The following is a 17,930-nucleotide window of genomic DNA, read 5'->3' as shown; positions in this document are numbered from 1 at the left end:
GCCGGTTGGTTGTTGTGATGCCCGGCTCGGCAACTGTGCTGTTTGACGATATTCCATCCCGCGAACCGTTATTATGGTTTCGATATTCGCGGGCAGCCCTACGCATTCAGTGCCTGCGTCTCGCAGGCCTGCTACTTCGACTCGATACTGAACGCTTACTGCGTGAGGCTCGGCGGGTGTCTTGCGGATCACCTCGCGGAGCGGATTGAGAAAGCAACCTAGAACAGTTGCGCCAAGTTGCTCATTGCATCCGAACGCTACTGTACTGTGTCAATCCCCTCGCCAACTGGCGAGAATCACTTGAGTAGGACCGTAACAATTGCCGATTTCCGATCAAGCGTGCGCAACTAAGCGTTTGCTACACGTGCTTGATGCTGTTGGTTAGGTTCGAGTTGTTTCTTTGTATATTCAATCGCATCAGCTGATTTGGAATTCGAACTAGTTTTGCACCGTGGCGGTTCTAAAGTTCCGCATCCCCGTATGATTACAGCCATTTCGGGTGGTGCTTCGCTTCATGCACATTGATGGGTTTTCAACCCGGGATTGACTCTCGTCATCGTTTTTCAGCGTGCGACAATTCGACTCATGTATGGCGAGGCGACTCCAGCTTGGCGAAATCTTGGCGAGGGTGTGTCTTTCGAGTCGCACTCTCGCCACGTGCGTGACGTGTTTGACTCATGGGACGTCGCATCGCGCGGGATGAAAAGTTTTCGATGCGCACGTTTCAGGCAAGCTTCGGCAAATAATGTCACCGTTCGACAGATCGAACCGAACGGAGCATTCTCGCATGTTGTCCGATGGACAAGCTCGTCCCAACGCGACCGCCGATGTTTCCGCAGCGGCGAAACCTGCTGCGGAGACGCGCGATGCCAGAGACAATGCGGCACCGACGGCCAAGCCTTTTGCAAATACCAAAGCTGCTGTGAACACCAAGCCTGCTGCGAACACCAAGCCTGCGTCGGCAGCAGCGAGTGATGAAACTCTGGCGAAAGAGGCGCTCGAGGGTCTGAAGCGTATTCGCGCCAAGGCGCGCCTCGACAAGATGGCAATCTCCAAGCCTACGCCGATCGTGATCAAGCCGGCCGTGATCGTGGCCAAACCGCCGCCGCCGCGTCCGACATGGGTCGCGCCGCTCGCGACATTGGCGGTCGCTGCGATCCTGGTCGTCTGTGCCTGCACCGGCGTGATCGCCTATTTCGCCATGCAGCCCGCCCAGACCAACGTCGCGGCTAATACTGAGATCAGGAATCTGCGCGAGACGGTGGCGCAACTGCGCAGGCAGGTGTCGGGCGTGTCCGACAACCTCGATGGCCTGCGCACCGCGGTCGATCAATCGAGCAAGGCGACCAATGACCGTTTTGGCCGGTTTGGCGAAAATCTGGATCGCATCGAACGGGTGAGCTCGTCCTCTACGGTGAAGCTCGACAAGCTTGCCCAGGTGCAGGCCCAGGCTCCGGCGCCCGTCGCCTCGCAGCCAATGCCGATGATGGCCTCGGCCGCGACGCCCGAGGTCACGGGATCGGTAGCACCGTCCGAGCGCATTTCGGCGCCGCGCAAGTCGATCAAGGGCTGGTCGGTCCGCCAGGCCTATGAGGGGATTGCGATCCTGCAAGGCCCGAACGGTGTCGTCGAGGCGGTGTTGGGACAGCAGGTGCCCGGCCTTGGCCGCATTGAGGAGATCAAAAACGAGAACGGACGTCTGGTGGTCGAGTCCAGCGGGGGTGTCATCTATTCGTCACGCAAGGCCACGCCCTGATCGAGGGCCGCCTGCTATTTGCGGTGATGCTCGAAGCTGGTGCATAGCAGATCGACCTCCGCCTCCGCGATCGGCGCGCGAAACAGGCGGCAGCTGAACTCGGCCGTCGTCCTGCTGTCCGTGGTGGTGCGATCTTCGCGAAGGAAGATGCATCGCTTGCAGACGTCGGTATGGTGCCGCTGTTCGGCTGCGTCCGACTGATCGAGCACGTGGCGGAGCGCGTCGCGGAAGCTGACCTTCGCCTCGCCCTCGAGCACGGCGATGGCCTCGACGAGGACGTTGACGGGGTCGCGCACCAGGAACTTCTTGCCCTGTTGTGTCACGCTCAGCATCACCGACCGCTTGTCCTGGGCCGAGCGCTTTCGCTCGAGATATCCGAGCCGCTCCAGCTCGCCGATGATGAACGAGGCGGTGCCTCGCGTGGTGCCGACGTAACTCGCGAGCGCCGACGGCGTCCTGGAAAACCGGTTGGCGCGGGAAAGGAAACGCAGCGCCATCCACTCGCGGTCACGCAAGCCGTGCTTGGTGCCTTCGAACCACAGGATCCGGGCGACCTGTTCCAGCAGTTCAATCGATTCGCGAGCCAAGTTCATTTCAATTCCAGGTCGGTAAATCTTAATTCAATTGAGCTTTGGTAGCGCAATCCGGGCGGCTGATAATGAGGATCCCGAAAGAGGCGGAACCTTCCGGTCGTGGAACTAGAGCGTCGCGAAGAAAGTTCGAGTAAATCGCCCGGCTCAACTCTTCTGAAAATTTCAGTCAAATGACCGCGGTGTACGCGCAAATTCCGATAGCGTGGGATGTGCGTGCAACATGATGTGTCGTTGCGACCACCGCAAAGCCCATTAATTGCGTGATGCGCTTCGAATCGCGCGAGCAGGCGGATCGGCCGCAACTCGGGCCGGCGGAAAGGGGGCGCGAGGAACCACCGTTTGCGGTTAATGGATGTTGCGTTGCAGTGCGGCCAGGCGGTTAAATCGAAATAGGATCGAGCCCGGGAATGCCAGAGTGTCGTCCGTGATCGAGCAAGTGAAGCCGTTCAGCGTCAAGCGCGCAGCATTGGCCGCCACCGTCGGCAACATGCTCGAGTTCTACGACTTCATCACCTACAGCTTCTTCGCCATCCAGATCGGCCATACCTTCTTCCCGACGGGAAGCGAGTACGGCAGCCTGATGCTGTCGCTGGCGACTTTCGGCGCCGGCTTCGTGACGCGGCCGATCGGCGGGATCGTGCTCGGGATCTATTCCGACCGGATCGGCCGGCGGCCTGCCATGCTGCTGAGCTTCGCGCTCATGGGGCTATCGATCCTGACCATCGCGCTCACGCCGTCCTATCAATCGATCGGCCTTGCCGCGCCCGTCATCGTGATCGCGGCGCGTATGGCGCAAGGCTTTGCCCTGGGCGGGGAGGTTGGACCTACCACCGCCTATCTGATCGAGATCGCCCCGCCCCAGCATCGCGCGCTGGTGGTGGCCTGGCAGCCGGCGAGCCAGGAGATCGCCGCGACCGCGGGCGCGCTCGTCGGCGTCATCCTGAGCAGGACGATGGCGCCGGAGATGCTCGACGCCTATGGCTGGCGGGTGGCGTTTCTGATCGGGGCGGTGTGCCTGCCATTCGGGTTCTGGATGCGCCGGACGCTGCCCGAGACGATCCCGCAGGCCGAAGCCGGTGCCCGCACCGTCGAGCACACCAGCCATCTTTCGCAGGCGAGACGACACCTTGGCATCATCGGACTTGCGCTGATGATCCTGGCAAGCGGCACGATCTCGACCTACGTCACCCAATACATGACGACCTATGCGCAGAACACGCTGCATGTGTCGTCGACCCTGGCTTTCGCCGTGTCGCTGGTCAGCAACGGCATCCAGTTTGTCGGTGCGCTGGTCGGGGGCTGGCTGGCGGATCGTCTCGGTCGCAAGCCGGTGATGATCTGGCCGCAGCTCGCAACGCTGCTGCTGACCTACCCGACCTTCCTGTGGATCGTCCATGCGCCCGGCGCGTTGTCGCTCCTGGTTGGTTTCGGTGTCCTGTCCGTCATCGGCTCGCTGCCGTTCACCGCGTTCTACGCGACCTTCACCGAGGCGCTGCCCCAGAACATCCGCGGCGGCGTGTTCGCGACCGTCTATGCGGTCGCGATCGCGAGCTTCGGCGGGACGGCGCAGCTCGTGGTCACCTGGCTCCTCCACGTCACCGGCAATCCGCTGGCGCCGGCCTGGTACCTGCTGCTTGCGGCGATCGTCGGACTTGGCGCAATGAGCCTCATGCCCGAGACTGCGCCGGTGAAACAGCGTCAGACCAAGATCTGAAAACAAGGCCTGAAAGCGCCGCGCTCGCAGGCTGGTGATTTGCGTTTCACCGGCAATTATTGGCGAATGCGCGCCTGAAGGATCACGGCAGGAAGGACGAACCGATGAGTATCGAGACCACCATGACATCCGACGTCGTCGGGCTGACCAAGATCGCCCCTGTCTCGCGCCGCGGGTTCATGAGCGCGACTGCGGCCGTCGCCGCCGGCTACACGCTTGCGGCCGGGCCCGTGCGCGCCGAGGCGATCACGACCGACACCAGCGGCCTCCAGACCGGGGACGCCAAGATCAAGGTCGGCTCCGAACAGATGCCTGCGTATTTTGCCCGGCCCGCCGGCAACGCCAAGGCGCCGGTGATCATCGTGGCGATGGAGATTTTCGGCCTGCACGAATACATCAAGGACGTGACGCGGCGCCTTGGCAAGCTCGGCGCGTTCGCGATCGCACCCGACTACTATTTCCGTAAGGGCGTCGATTTGACCAAGGTCGCCGAGATCAAGGACCTGCTGCCGATCGTCAATGCCAAGCCGGACGCCGAGCTGCTGTCCGATCTCGACGCGACCGTGGCGTGGGCGGGATCGCAAGGCGGCGACACCGGTAAGCTCGGCATCATCGGCTTCTGCCGCGGCGGACGCACCGTCTGGGAATATGCCGCTCACAGCGGCAGCCTCAAGGCCGGCGTCGCCTTCTACGGTCCGCCGGTCGATCCAGCCAATCCGCTATGGCCGAAGAGCCCGATGCAGCTCGCGCCCGAGATGAAGGCACCGGTGCTCGGCCTCTATGGTGCCGCCGATACCGGCATTCCCGTCGCCCAGGTCGAGCAGCTCAAGGCAGCCTTGGAGCAGAACAAGAAGACGGCCGAGTTCAAGATCTATCCGGAAGCGCCGCACGGCTTCCATGCCGACTACCGCGGCAGCTACCGCAAGGACGCCGCAGAAGATGCCTGGAAGCAGGCCCAGGCCTGGTTCAAGAAGTATGGCGTCCTGAGCTGACGCCGATCTTCGAAAGGGCGGCCCGAGCGGCCGCCCTTCTATTCCAAGGCGTCGATCTCACTTCACCATCGCGCCATAGACGATGTCCTGAACCTGTTCGCGATAATATTTCCGCAGCTCGCCCGGCGCCGCCGTTCCCACCACGACCACGAGACGCTCCTTGGGGTCGCAGAAGAATTGCGTACCATACGCGCCATTCCAGGTGAACTCGCCGGGATTGCCGGGGACCGACGACAATCCCTCGCTGGTGCGGACCGCGACCGAGAGGCCGAAGCCGAACCCGGCGCGATGCGGCTCGATGTTCGCCACGTTGTTCTTGATCTCGGGGCCGAGATGATTGGTCGTCATGTGATGCACGGTCCTGGGACCGAGGATGCGCTGGCCATCGAGCTCGCCGCCGTTGAGCAGCATCTGTCCGAAGCGGATGTAGTCGCCGACGGTCGCGAACGAGCAGGCGCCGCCACAGTCGGATTTTGTCGGCGTGTCCAAAAGCTTGATGGCTTGCGGCTTGCCGGTCAGCGGATCGTTGGCGAACGGGCGGGCGAGGCGAGCGCGCTGTGCGTCGGTCGGGTGGAAGGTCGCGTTCTTCATCTCGAGCGGCTGCCAGACATTGGCGGCGAGATAGTCGCCGAGCTTCTGCTCGCTGACCTTCTCGACGACGGCGCCGAGCACGTCGATCGAGAAACCGTATTCGAACTCGGTCGAGGGCTGATGCGCCAGCGGCAGCTTTGTGATGCGATCGATGAAGGCCTGAGTGTCGCCTTCGATCGCCGGTGCTGTGCCTTCCGGATATTGCCGTGCCACCGGGCTCGCGCTGTCCGGGCGGCCGCCATACATCAGGCCAGACGTGTGTCGGTACAGGTCGTGAATGAAGATCGGTGATGCCTGCGGTTCGAGCTTCAATGAACCGTCGCCCTGCTGAACGCCGACCTTCATGTCGGCAAAGCCGGGATAATAGTCGGACAGCTTGGCCTGGAGCGGCAGCTTGCCCTGCTCCATCAATGTCAGGCCCGCGACTGCGGCCATCGGCTTGGTCATCGAGGCCAGCGCGAAGATCGCGTCGATAGGCATCGGCGTGCCCTTGTCCGGATCCAGCATACCGTAGGCCTTGTAGTGCACGAGCTTGCCGTCACGGGCGATCGCGACGACCGCGCCGGGGACGCGCTTGGCGGCGATCTCACGCGCGAAGAAATTGTCGAGCCGTGCAAGGCCTTGTTTCGAGAAGCCGGCGTCGTCTGGATTGGCTTCGGGCAGCGGTGCGGCGCGCGCTGCGCCGAACGTGATGGCGGCAACGGTCGCGGCGATCATGGCGATCGTCTTCATTGGATCCTCCCAAGCGCGGACTCGTTTTGCTGTGGCCCGCTCAGTGGTTAGATCACGACCGTACCGGAGCGAAGTCAAGCGCGAGCAGGGCATGTCTGGGACGCCGGGAATGCCGGAACCCTATCGTCCCTCTCCCGCGTGCCACAACGCATTCAGAGAGTGGCGGTAGGTCGGATACGCAAGCGTGACGCCGAGCTCGCGCTTCATTTTCGCGTTAAAGACGCGGGCGCTGCTCGCATAGAAGCTGCGGGCCATCGCCGACATCTCGGCGGTCTCGAACGGCTCTTCCGGCGGCGGTGCAACGTTCATCAGCTTCGCTGCATAGGCAATCACGTCCTGCGGCGGTGCGGGCTCGTCGTCGCAGACGTTCCAGATGCCGCCACCCGGATGATGAACCGCGGCCATGATCGCGCTGGCGATGTCGTCGACGTGGATGCGGTTGAACACCTGTCCCGGCTTGATGATGCGCCGGGCGGTTCCAGCGCGCAGCGTCACCAGCGCGTTACGGCCAGGGCCAGAGATACCCGCAAGCCGCAGGATCGCAGCGTCGCCACCAGTCGTCTCGGTCCACGCCTGTTCCGCCGCGACCCGCATGCGCGTGCGCTCGAGGCTGGCCTGCGGCGGCGTTCTCTCGTCGATCCATCCGCCGCCGTGGTCACCATATACGCCGATGGTGGAGAGATAGATGATCCTGCGGTGGCGGTCCGTGGCCAGCACGTCCGAGAAGGTCGCGATGGCAGGATCGCCGCTGCTGCCGGGCGGGATCGAGACGAGAAGGACGTCGGCGTCGCTGATACGTTCGACTGTCTCGCGTGCCGGACTGCTGCCGGAGAAAGCATGCACCTCGACGCCGGCGAGGTCGCCCCGCTGCGCGGGATCGCGCACCGTGCCGGCGATATGCGAGAAGCGGCCACCGAACAGGCGGACGAAGTGCCGGGCACTGTAGCCGAGACCAAGAATAAAGAGCCGCATACATCTTCCTTGCAGGTCGGAGTTCCCGTTCGCGCCGCAGCGCGTCCTCCGCTCATAAGAGATTTTTGGGTCGGGCAAAAGATATTGCAATTTGTCCCGCCCGCCCGTGCAGGCGATGGTCGCTCACCGGAGGGACACATCGATCATGCAGGCAGAAGCGCCAGCCATCATGCTATCTGACGCGGCTGAGCTGGTCCGCCGCGCCGCCGCGCTGATCTTCGACGTCGACGGCACCTTGGCTGAGACCGAAGAGCTGCATCGGCAGGCCTTCAACCATGCCTTCGCCCGCCACGGTCTCGATTGGCAATGGGACCGGGCCGTCTACAAGGACCTGTTGCGGGTTACGGGCGGCAAGGAACGGATCCGCGCCCATCATGAAAGGCTGAGGATCGCCGCGCCATTATCGGATGCCGACATTGCGGAACTCCATCGCATCAAGACTGCGCATTATGCCGAACTGGTCGAAACCGGCTGCTGTCCCTTGCGGCCCGGGGTGACGGATCTGCTCGCTGCTGCCAAGGCGCGCGGCCAGCGGCTCGCGATCGCGACGACCACGTCGCACGCCAACATCGACGCGCTGCTGTCGCGGGCGCTGGGAACGGGCTGGGCCGGGGATTTTGATGCGATCGTCGCCGGGGATGACGTGCGGCACAAAAAGCCTGCGCCGGATGTCTATGTCGAGACCCTAGCGCGGCTGAAGCTCAACGCGTCCGACTGCGTCGCGATCGAGGATTCCACCAACGGCCTGATCGCAGCCGCGCGGGCGAACATTCCCGTGCTCATCACCAGAAGCGTGTTCTTCCGGGACGATGATTTCAGCGGGGCGCGGGTCGTGCTGGATGATCTGTCCGGGCTCGGGTGAGGCGCCAAAACAAAAAAACTGAAAAACAACCCCATGCACAGTAGAATGTGCCTGCGGGCCGGCCGCCCTCAATGGACGCGGTGGCTCGCTCTATCGTCCTCAGCTTGCTCGACAATCTGCGCGATGGGGCTCGACTGATGGTGCACCAGGCGCCAGTCGTCGCCGACGCGCCGAAAATGGTTGGCGGCGGCCAATGCCGTGCCGTCGACGATCTCGATGCAGAGCACGCGCGCGCTGTCGCCATCGACGATCGCCTGCGGTTCCGCGCAGACGATCTGCGGCCGTTCCGGACTCTGCAGGATGTCGCGCCAGCTTCCGATCACCGTGGCCCGGCCGATGATGGCCGGCCAGCCGGGGTGAATGCAGGAAATGGCGTCATCGTCCGCCCACATCCGCTCCATTTCGTCGAAATCGCCGCTCGAAAAGGCGGCGTAGAACGCTGCGTTCGCGGCGATCACCTTGGTGTCCTTTGCCATGCCTCTCGGGTGGGGCAATGACAGGCAAAAATCAAGCGCGACTTCAGTCGACTTTCCGTTCGATCTGGACCGCAATGCAGCATTGCTGCCCGTTTTGTGGTCACGCCGAGACCAGCGTCTCCACCGCCCGCCGCGCGCCATCCTTGTAGAGTCGGCCGAGCGCCGCGGTCACGGCCTCGCGCAGGCGCGGCTCCGCGCCTAGCGGCCCGAACACTTTTGCGACGCCGAGCAGCGCGGGTGCCAATCGTTCGGCGATGGGACCTGCCTCGCGCGCCAAATCGGCGAACCCGGCGGCGAGCGGATCGCGCACGTCGATGGTGCGGCCCTTCTCGTCGAGGCCGGTGACGTAGCGCATCCAGCCGGCCACCGCGAGCGCATGCGTCGCGATCGGCAGGTTCCTGGTGAGACGATCCTGGATCGCGCCGAGCAGGCGCTGCGGCAGCTTTTGCGAGCCATCCATCGCGATCTGCCAGGTGCGGTGATGCAGCGCCGGATTGGCGAAGCGCTTGAGCAGCGAGGCGCGATAGGCGGCCAGGTCTGCGCCTGATGGCATCGTCAGCGTCACCGCGGCCTCTTCCATCACCTGCGCGGCGAGGCGCGCGAAATGCGGATCCTGCATGGTGTCGGCGATGGTCTCGTAGCCGGCGAGATAGCCGAGATAGGCCAGCGCCGAATGGCTGGCGTTGAGCAGCCGCAACTTCATCAACTCGAACGGCTTGACGTCGTTCACCAGTTCGACGCCCGCGGCGGCAAGGTCGGGCCGGCCTGCCGTAAAGCGATCCTCGACCACCCATTGCGTGAACGGCTCGGTCATGACGGGCCATGCGTCGCGCAAACCGAGCGCCGATGAAACCGCATCGCGGTCACTATCCGTCGTCTCCGGCACGATGCGGTCGACCATGGTCGAGGGGAAGGCCGCCGTATCCGCGATCCACTTGCCGAGATCTTTCGAGCGCAGCGCGGCGAATTGCGTCACGATCCCCTGCACGGTGTGGCCGTTGGCGGCAAGGTTGTCGCAGCTCAGCACGGTGAAGGGCGGGGCGCCCAGGGCCCGCCGGCGCGCCAGCGCGGCCACGATGAAGCCGGGAGCCGAGCGCGGCGCGTCGAAATTGTTGAGGTCGTGCACGACATCAGGATGCCGTTCGTCGAGATCGCCGGTCTGCGGCGTGTGGCAGTAGCCCTTCTCGGTGACGGTGAGGGAGACGATGCGAATGGCGGGATCGGCCATTCGCTCGACCAGTCGTGCCGGACTCTCGCGCGCGACCACGCTGTCGAGCAGCGCACCGATGATGCGGTGTTCGGTGCCTTCGGCTGCACGGACGGCGACCGTATAGAGATGATCCTGCGGGGCGAGGGCGTCGCGTGTGTCAGGGCTGCGCAGGCTGGCGCCGATAATGCCCCACGAGGTGGCGCCGGCCGCAAGGCAATCATCGATGACGACGGCTTGGTGGGCGCGATGAAACGCGCCAAGGCCGAGATGTACGATGCCGGAGGTGACGCGCGAACGGTCGTAGGCCGGGCGGCGGACACCTGGTGGCAGCCGATCGAGATTGGCGCGGCCAAGGCGCGTTGGATCAAGGCGCATGGTCGTCTCTCCCCTTGTTTGGCCGCTGCTTGACATGACGCCCGTCCTCGGTCAATGCTGCGGTCAATTGGTAAGACCAATTTTCCAAAATTGGCGGGCCGCGGGCAGCGAGAGCTGTCGGCAAGACCCTTTCGGGAGGACCAGCGTGCCGCTGGAAGCTGTGGAGGCGAGACGGCTTTATCGCCAGGTCGCCGATCAATTGCGAAGCCTGATCGACAGCGGCGAGTACGCGGTCGGCAGCCGCTTGCCGACCGAGCGCGAACTCGCCGAGCAGCTCAGGATTTCCAGGCCGACGGTGCGCGAAGCCCTGATCGCGCTGGAAGTCGAGGGCCGTCTCCGCATCCGCGTCGGTTCCGGCATCTATGTGATCGAGCCCGCGGCGGTTGCGGCGACCGCGCCTGCTTCCGTCATCGAGGGCCCGTTCGAGCTGCTGCGCGCCCGCGAGTTCCTGGAAAGTGCCATCGCCGAAGAAGCCGCGCGCGTGGCGACGAAGGACGACGTTGCCCGCATCGATGCGTCCCTTGTCGCGATGGAGAATGTAGAGCACCCCGGCGAAGCCTCGATGGTCCACGACCGCGCCTTCCACGTCGCGATCGCCGGAAGCCTCGGCAATGCCGTTCTGGTCCGTGTGGTCGGCGAGTTGTTCGACCAGCGCCTCAATCCCTATTTCGCGCAGCTTGCGCATTATTTCGAGAGCCCGGGCACGTGGCGCACTGCGCTCGACGAGCATCGCGCGGTGCGCGACGCCATCGCCGCACACGATCCCGAAGCGGCTCGCGACGCGATGCGCGATCATCTCGCACGATCCCAGGAGCGCTTTGCGCAGAACTTCGGCGCCGAGAAAGCGGCAGCACCGTCTTCCGTGCGCACCGGGCGATCGACGGCAAAGCCGTCAAAACCGGAACGTGCGCCGAAGAAGAAGCGAGCTGCGAGCAGCAGCGCACGACAGCAATGACATTGTGCAGCCCGCACCCGCGTTGGGGGCGGGCTGACAAGAAGCAGATTTAAAAGAAGCAGACTTGAAAAATGGAGGAAAGTCAGTGTTGAAAAAGATGACAATGGTGCTGGCGGTCTCGGCCGCGGCGATGATTGCTACGACTGGCGCCGGCATGGCGCAGACCAAGCTCAAATGGGCCCATGTCTACGAGACCTCGGAGCCGTTCCACACCGCGTCGGTCTGGGCCGCGCAGGAGATCGGCAAGCGCACCAACGGGCGCTATGCGATCGATGTCTATCCGGCCTCGCAGCTCGGCAAGGAGGCCGACATCAACCAGGGCCTTTCCCTTGGTTCGGTCGACATCATCATCTCCGGCTCGAGTTTTGCCGCGAAGAGCTTTCCGCCGATCGGCGTGACCTATTATCCCTACACCTTCCGCGATGCCGATCATCTGCTCGCCTACACCAAGAGCGACATCTTCAAGGAGCTCACCAAAGGTTATGAGGACAAGAGCGGCCACCACATCCTCGCGGTGACCTATTACGGCGTGCGTCAGACCTCGTCGAACAAACCGATCAAGACCTGTGCCGATCTCAAGGGCCTGAAGATGCGCGTGCCCGACGTTCCCGCCTATCTGGCGATGCCGCGCGCCTGCGGCGCCAACACCGCGCCGATCGCGTTCGCCGAAGTCTATCTGGCGCTCCAGAACGGCACCGTCGAGGCGCAGGAGAACCCGCTGACCACGATCGAGGCCAAGAAGTTCTACGAGGTGCAGAAGCACATCGTGCTGACCGGCCACATCGTCGACCACCTCAACACGGTGGTGGCCGGTGCGCTCTGGAAGAAGCTCAGCGACGAGGACAAGAAGATCTTCACCGACGTGGCGCAGGAAGCCGCCGCCAAGGCGACCGCGGAGATCAAGCAGAACGAGGCCAAGCTGGTCGCCTTCTTCAAGGAGAAGGGCCTGACCGTCACCGAGGTCGACAAGAACGAGTTCCGCGACACCGTGCTGAAGAACGTCGCGTTCGAGACCTTCGGCTACCGCAAGGCCGACTGGGAACGCATTCAGGCGGTGAAGTGACGACATAGTCGTCATCCCGGGCGGTCCGCAGGACCGAACCTCAGGTGCGCAATTGCGCACCTGAGAATCTCGAGGTTCCGGGTCTGGTGCTGACGCACCATCCCGGAACGACGTGACCAGTTTGAGGAGCAACCCATGTCCACCGCCGAAACGCACCGGCAGATCACCGCGGACGAGATCGCCCACACCTTCGAGGAAGAGGCGGCACCCAAGGTCGATCTCGGCATCTACGCTTTCGAGGACTGGGTCGCGCTGGCGATCTTCTGGGTGATGGCGCTCGCCGTCTTCCTCCAGTTCTTCACTCGTTACGTGCTCAACGACAGCTACGCCTGGACCGAGGAGATCGCGACCTACTGCCTGATCGGCGTGGTCTTCATCGGCTCCTCGATGTGCGTGCGGCTGTCGCGGCACATCCAGGTCGATCTGCTCTATCGCTATCTGCCGCACCTCGTGGCGCGCGCGTTGTCGACGGCGATCGACCTGATCCGGATCGTCTTCTTCGGCTACGCCATCAAGCTGGTCTGGGTCTACATCCAGATCATCGGCGACGAGTCCATGACCACGATCAATCTTCCCAAGGACTACGTCTATTACGCCGTGCTGGCGGGGTTCATGCTGATGTTCGTCCGCTCAGTGCAGGTGGCCATACAACATTTGCGGCAGGGCTACTCGATCCTCGAACGTCCCGGCGCCTACGACGGTTTTGAAGGGTAATCCCATGTTGCTGTTGCTTGGAGGCTTTCTCGTCCTGATGCTGCTCGGCGTTCCCGTGGCGATCGCCATGGCCGCGTCGTCGCTGCTCTACATCCTGGTCAGCGGCGTGACTCCCGACGTCACGCTGGCGCAGCGCATGATCGCCGGGGTGGAGAGCTTTCCGCTGCTCGCCGTGCCGTTCTTCATCCTGGCCGGCAATCTCATGAACATCGCGGGCGTCACCGGACGCATCTACAAATTCGCAGTCGCACTGGTCGGCTGGATGCGCGGCGGCCTCGGCCACGTCAACATCATCGGCTCGGTGATCTTCTCCGGCATGTCCGGCACTGCGATCGCGGATGCCGCGGGTCTCGGCACCATCGAGATCAAGGCGATGAAGGATCACGGTTACACCACGGAGTTCTCGGTCGGCGTCACCGCGGCGTCCGCCACGCTCGGCCCAATCATCCCGCCGTCGCTGCCTTTCGTGATCTACGGCATGATGGCGAACGTCTCGATCGGCGCGTTGTTTCTGGGCGGCGTCATTCCGGGGGTCGTCCTGACGCTGCTGATGATGGCCACCGTCACCTACTTCGCGCACAAGAACAAATGGGGCAGCGATACGCCGTTCTCCTGGCCGCAATTGGGATCGGCGGGGCTCGAGATCCTCGTCGTACTGAGCTTCCCGATGGCCGTCTGGCTTCTGACGGTCGCCGGTCTCTCCACCAATTGGGCAGTTGGGCTTGGCCTGGTCGTGCTGCTCGCGCTCGACTGGTACTTCGACTTCTCTGCGGTGATGGCGCTGATGGCGCCGGTGATCCTGATCGGCGGCATGACGCTCGGCTGGTTCACCCCAACGGAGGCCGCGGTTGCCGCCGTGATCTGGTCGCTGTTCCTTGGGCTGGTGCGCTACCGCACCATGACGATGAAAACGGTGGCGAAGGCGACTTTCGACACCATCGAGACCACGGCGTCGGTGCTGTTCATCGTCACGGCGGCCTCGATCTTCGCCTGGCTGCTCACGGTGTCGCAGGCAGCCCAGATGCTGTCGGACTGGATGCTCAGCATCACCCACAACAAATGGGTGTTCCTGGCGCTCGCCAACGTCCTGATCCTGTTCGTCGGCTGTTTCATCGACACTACGGCGGCGATCACCATTTTGGTGCCGATCCTGTTGCCGATTGTGCTCAAGCTCGGCATCGACCCGATCCATTTCGGTCTGATCATGACGCTGAACCTGATGATCGGCCTGCTGCATCCGCCGCTCGGCATGGTCTTGTTCGTGCTCGCGCGCGTCGCAAAACTCTCGGTCGAGCGCACGACGGTGGCGATCCTGCCCTGGCTGGTGCCGCTGATGCTCGCATTGATCGCGATCACCTACATCCCCGAACTGACCCTCTGGCTGCCGAAATACATGGGACTTTCCAAATGACATCCACAGCTCTCGCCGCAACCCTGTTCGGCCCCGAAGATCTGCGCATGGTCGAGCATCCGCTCGACAAGCTCGCTGAAGGCATGGTGCGCCTCCGTTTCGGCGCCGGCGGCATCTGCGGCTCGGACATGCATTATTTTCGTCATGCCCGGACCGGCGATTTCGTGGTGAAATCGCCGCTGGTGCTCGGCCATGAGATCTCCGGCGAGGTCGTGGAGATCGCGGGCTCCGCAGCGAACCTGAAGCTCGGCGACCGTGTCGCCGTCAACCCGTCGCGCTGGTGCGGCCGTTGCGTCGCTTGCCGCGAAGGCCGGCAGAACCTCTGCGAGAATATCTACTTCATGGGTTCGGCCTCGAAGACCCCACACATGCAGGGCGGCTTCGCCAATTATTTTGACGCGATTCCGGCGCAGTGCGTGAAGATCCCCGATCATGTGTCCTATCAGGCCGCGGCGCTGGCCGAGCCGCTCGCGGTCTGCCTGCACGCGGTCGCGCGTGCCGGCAATATCGAAGGCAAGCGCGGCATCATTTTCGGTGCCGGTCCGATCGGGCTTCTGACCATGCTCGCCGCGCGCCGCGCCGGCATGACCGACATCACGGTGGCCGACATTGCACCGGTGCCGCTGGCCTTTGCGACCCGGCTCGGCGCATCTCACGTCGAGAATGTTGCAGCCGGCGAGGAAGGCCTGAAGGCGCAGGCCGCGTTGCGCGCCTACGATGTCGCTTTCGAAGTCTCGGGCACGGCTGCAGGCCTTGCCAGCGCGATCGGTATCGTCAGGCGCGGCGGGGTTGTGGTGCAGATCGGCAATTTGCCGGGCGGCCAGATTCCGGTGCCGGCCAATGCGGTGATGGCCAAGGAGATCGATTTGCGCGGCTCGTTCCGGTTCGGGCTCGAGTTCATGACGGCGGTGGAACTGATCGCGGACGGCAGCGTGGACGTGCTGTCGCTGGTCACCGCCGAGCGGCCGCTGTCCACCGCGCCGGATGCGCTGCGGCTGGCGCTCGACCGCTCGCAGAGCGTCAAGGTCGTGCTGACCGCTAACTGATCCCGGAAAATTTTTATGATGCTTGAGGGATGGCGCTGGTACGGGCCGGATGATCCGGTCTCGCTCGATGATGTCAGGCAGGCCGGCGCGACGGATATCGTCTCGGCGCTGCATCAGGTGCCGATCGGCGAAGCCTGGACACGCAAGGCGGTCGAGGAGCGCAAGAACTTCATCGAGAACGGCCAACCCGGCCGTTCGCAGCTGACCTGGTCGGTGGTGGAATCGATTCCGATCCCCGACGACGTCAAACGTCTCGGGGCTAAGGCGACGAAGTCGATCGAGGCATGGATCGCGAGCCTGGAGGCGGTTGCCGAGGCCGGCATCAAGATCATCTGCTACAACTTCATGCCCGTCGTGGACTGGTGCCGCACCGATCTGGAATGGGAGCTGCCGAACGGTGCCCGCGCCATGCGCTTCGACCAGGACCGTTTCGCAGCCTTCGAGCTGCACATCCTGAAGCGGCCCGCCGCCGTCCAGGAATACTCACCCGAGCAGCAGGCCCGCGCGAAAAAGCTGTTCGACCAGATGAGCCAGGCCGATATCGACTATCTCGTCATGGTGATCGCCAGCGCGCTGCCGGGCTCGACCACCGAGCCGATGACCATCCCGCAATTCCGCGACCGGCTCGAAACATATCGCGACGTCACGACAAAAATCCTGCGGCAGCATCTCGCTGAGTTTTTGGGCCGCGTCGCACCCGTCGCCGAGCAGCTCGGGGTCTCATTGACACTGCATCCGGATGACCCGCCGCGCCCGTTGTTCGGCCTGCCGCGCGTCGCGTCCAGCGCCGATGACTATCAGGCGTTGTTCGATGCCGTGCCGTCGAGGGCGAATGGCATCTGCCTGTGCACGGGGTCGCTCGGCGTGCGCGCCGAGAACAATCTTCCCGCGATGGCCGAAGGCTTCGGTCCGCGTATTGCCTTTGCGCACCTGCGGGCGACCAAGCGCGACGCGGATGGCCTGTCCTTCCACGAGTCCGATCATCTCGACGGCGACGTCGACATGGTTGCGGTGCTGAAGGTGCTGCTGAAGGAGAACGCGCGGCGTTCGCCCGACAAGAGAATCGTATTCCGCCCCGATCATGGCCACCGCATGCTGGACGATCTCGCAGCGACCAAGCGCACCAATCCGGGCTACACCGCGATCGGTCGCCTCCGCGGCCTCGCCGAGCTCCGTGGCGCGATCCGCGCGATCGAGCATCGGTAGAGGCCAAAACTCTACCACACCGTCATTGCGAGCGCAGCGAAGCAATCCAGAATCCCGCCGCGGAAAGACTCTGGATTGCCTCGCTGCGCTCGCAATGACGTGGAGGGAGAGGTGCCTCACTCCAACACCTCCCGCTCGCTCAATAGCAAGCCGCCATCGCGCCGAGCTTCGGATAGAGCCGGTCGATCGCGGCGATCTCGCTTTTCATCTGCGCGGTGATCCAGTCGCGGATCTCGGCGGCGATGGGGCGCATCGGCCGGTTGCGCGGTGGCAGGAATTCGCAGATACGCCGTGTGGTGGTGAGCGTGTCGGACGCCGGCACCAGCGCGCCGGTCAGCATCCAGTGCGAGGCGACCGTCAGCCAACCGAGCGCGATGCCCTGGCCGAGCAGGGCGGCCTGCATCACGACGGCATAGTCCGTGAAGCTCAGCGCCTTGGCCGCACCGCGGCGCCCAGTGAGAAGCGATGCGTAATCCGCGGCCCAGTCGCCCGGCGTCTCGGCGAGCCGAATGATGGTGTTGCCCTCGGCGGGATCGGTTTCGCCGAGATAGGCAGGGCTGCACATCGGCAGCATGACCTCCTTCATCACCAGCGTGCCGCCGGATGACGGTTCCTCGCGATCGCGGAAGCGCATGCCGAGATCGACATTTTCCACTGGTCCGCGCAGCGCGCCGGAGATCAGTTGGAAGCGCAAATCGACGTGAGGAAATTGCTTCTGCAGCTTGTCGATGCGCGGCATCAGCCAATGCGTGGTGAAGGCGGAGGAGACCGACAGCGTCACCGTCTCGGTGCCCTTGCGCCGCCGTTCGATTTCCACCAGTCCGCTCTCGATGCTGCGAAAGCCTTCGAGCACGCGGCGATACAAGAGTTCGCCTTCCTCGGTGAGCACGGCGCGTCCCGCCTTGCGGTCGAACAGGCGGACGCCGAGATGGTCCTCGAACTGGCCTAGCATCCGGCTCACCGCAGGCTGGGTGACGTTCAGTTCGGCGGCCGCCGCCGTGAAGCTGCCATTGCGCGCCGCTGCGTCGAAGACGAACAGGGCGTTACTTGAGGGCAGCATCCGGCGCAGCTCGGGCATAACACCATGTTATGAGCCGGGTGAGAATTTGGCAATTGCCGAGTTTTGCCAAGTCTGGTGTCATCGACATGACAGCCTAAAGACAGGGCTTGCGAGCGAAGAACTTGGTGCGGTGCACGCTTCGACCGTAAGTGCTCCATTTCCTGTCTATAAAGCAGGCTTATGGCGCGCAGTGAGGCACGCC

The 17,930-nt window shown here is 63.7% G+C and carries 16 protein-coding genes; 10 read left to right on the top strand and 6 right to left on the bottom strand.

Features of this window, described 5'->3' with window-relative positions:
- Positions 1-787 precede the first annotated feature (787 nt).
- Positions 788-1,756, top strand: a complete 969-nt coding sequence (locus AC0L20_RS34470) for a hypothetical protein (protein WP_473294920.1) — start codon at positions 788-790, stop codon at positions 1,754-1,756.
- A gap of 14 nt (positions 1,757-1,770) precedes the next feature.
- On the opposite strand, the gene AC0L20_RS34465 is transcribed toward AC0L20_RS34470, so the two are convergent.
- Positions 1,771-2,349 carry a MarR family winged helix-turn-helix transcriptional regulator gene (locus tag AC0L20_RS34465; protein WP_027570502.1) on the bottom strand — a complete coding sequence of 193 codons (579 nt, stop codon included), beginning with the start codon at positions 2,347-2,349 and terminating at the stop codon, positions 1,771-1,773.
- Positions 2,350-2,773: 424 nt separating this feature from the next.
- On the opposite strand from AC0L20_RS34465, the gene AC0L20_RS34460 reads away from it, so the two are divergent.
- Together AC0L20_RS34460 and AC0L20_RS34455 are read left to right on the top strand one after the other, a co-directional pair.
- Positions 2,774-4,063, top strand: coding sequence for an MFS transporter (locus AC0L20_RS34460; RefSeq protein ID WP_473294939.1), 1,290 nt, complete (start codon positions 2,774-2,776; stop codon positions 4,061-4,063).
- 104 nt (positions 4,064-4,167) lie between these two features.
- The gene (locus tag AC0L20_RS34455) at positions 4,168-5,055 is read left to right on the top strand and encodes a dienelactone hydrolase family protein (protein WP_473294919.1); all 888 of its coding nucleotides are present in this window, start codon (positions 4,168-4,170) and stop codon (positions 5,053-5,055) included.
- A gap of 57 nt (positions 5,056-5,112) precedes the next feature.
- On the opposite strand, the gene AC0L20_RS34450 is transcribed toward AC0L20_RS34455, so the two are convergent.
- Together AC0L20_RS34450 and AC0L20_RS34445 are read right to left on the bottom strand one after the other, a co-directional pair.
- On the bottom strand, positions 5,113-6,378 hold the full coding sequence (locus AC0L20_RS34450) for a serine hydrolase domain-containing protein (RefSeq protein ID WP_473294918.1): 1,266 nt from the start codon (positions 6,376-6,378) through the stop codon (positions 5,113-5,115).
- Between the two features lie 120 nt (positions 6,379-6,498).
- Positions 6,499-7,350: an SDR family oxidoreductase gene (locus AC0L20_RS34445; protein WP_473294917.1), complete on the bottom strand. Its 852-nt coding sequence runs from the start codon at positions 7,348-7,350 to the stop codon at positions 6,499-6,501.
- A 145-nt stretch (positions 7,351-7,495) separates the two neighbouring features.
- Between AC0L20_RS34445 and AC0L20_RS34440 the strand changes: the two genes are divergently transcribed.
- Positions 7,496-8,212 (top strand): HAD family hydrolase, encoded by a 717-nt coding sequence (locus AC0L20_RS34440; protein WP_473294916.1) that lies wholly within the window; start codon positions 7,496-7,498, stop codon positions 8,210-8,212.
- A gap of 68 nt (positions 8,213-8,280) precedes the next feature.
- Here the strand turns inward: AC0L20_RS34440 and AC0L20_RS34435 are convergent, their stop codons facing one another.
- Entirely contained in the window at positions 8,281-8,688 is a 408-nt protein-coding gene (locus AC0L20_RS34435; protein WP_473294915.1) for a nuclear transport factor 2 family protein, read from the bottom strand.
- Between the two features lie 100 nt (positions 8,689-8,788).
- Positions 8,789-10,273: a mannitol dehydrogenase family protein gene (locus tag AC0L20_RS34430; protein WP_473294914.1), complete on the bottom strand. Its 1,485-nt coding sequence runs from the start codon at positions 10,271-10,273 to the stop codon at positions 8,789-8,791.
- A 145-nt stretch (positions 10,274-10,418) separates the two neighbouring features.
- On the opposite strand from AC0L20_RS34430, the gene AC0L20_RS34425 reads away from it, so the two are divergent.
- From AC0L20_RS34425 to uxuA, 6 genes are all read left to right on the top strand, one after another.
- Positions 10,419-11,228: a FadR/GntR family transcriptional regulator gene (locus tag AC0L20_RS34425; protein ID WP_473294912.1), complete on the top strand. Its 810-nt coding sequence runs from the start codon at positions 10,419-10,421 to the stop codon at positions 11,226-11,228.
- A 103-nt stretch (positions 11,229-11,331) separates the two neighbouring features.
- Positions 11,332-12,291: a sialic acid TRAP transporter substrate-binding protein SiaP gene (locus AC0L20_RS34420; RefSeq protein WP_035969018.1), complete on the top strand. Its 960-nt coding sequence runs from the start codon at positions 11,332-11,334 to the stop codon at positions 12,289-12,291.
- Positions 12,292-12,426: 135 nt separating this feature from the next.
- Positions 12,427-13,005, top strand: coding sequence for a TRAP transporter small permease (locus tag AC0L20_RS34415; protein WP_473294911.1), 579 nt, complete (start codon positions 12,427-12,429; stop codon positions 13,003-13,005).
- A 4-nt stretch (positions 13,006-13,009) separates the two neighbouring features.
- Positions 13,010-14,416 (top strand): TRAP transporter large permease, encoded by a 1,407-nt coding sequence (locus AC0L20_RS34410; protein WP_473294910.1) that lies wholly within the window; start codon positions 13,010-13,012, stop codon positions 14,414-14,416.
- Positions 14,413-15,462 (top strand): L-idonate 5-dehydrogenase, encoded by a 1,050-nt coding sequence (locus AC0L20_RS34405; RefSeq protein ID WP_473294909.1) that lies wholly within the window; start codon positions 14,413-14,415, stop codon positions 15,460-15,462. Before AC0L20_RS34410 ends, AC0L20_RS34405 begins: the two co-directional genes overlap by 4 nt.
- A gap of 15 nt (positions 15,463-15,477) precedes the next feature.
- Positions 15,478-16,668 (top strand): mannonate dehydratase, encoded by a 1,191-nt coding sequence (gene uxuA / locus AC0L20_RS34400; protein WP_473294908.1) that lies wholly within the window; start codon positions 15,478-15,480, stop codon positions 16,666-16,668.
- Positions 16,669-16,807: 139 nt separating this feature from the next.
- On the opposite strand, the gene AC0L20_RS34395 is transcribed toward uxuA, so the two are convergent.
- Positions 16,808-17,746, bottom strand: a complete 939-nt coding sequence (locus AC0L20_RS34395; protein ID WP_473294907.1) for a LysR family transcriptional regulator — start codon at positions 17,744-17,746, stop codon at positions 16,808-16,810.
- Positions 17,747-17,930 lie beyond the last annotated feature (184 nt).

It is taken from the genome of Bradyrhizobium sp. Kon58 (assembly GCF_055807455.1).
Note: the sequence above shows the minus strand (reverse complement) of the source record. Positions and strands in the feature narration are given on the sequence as shown.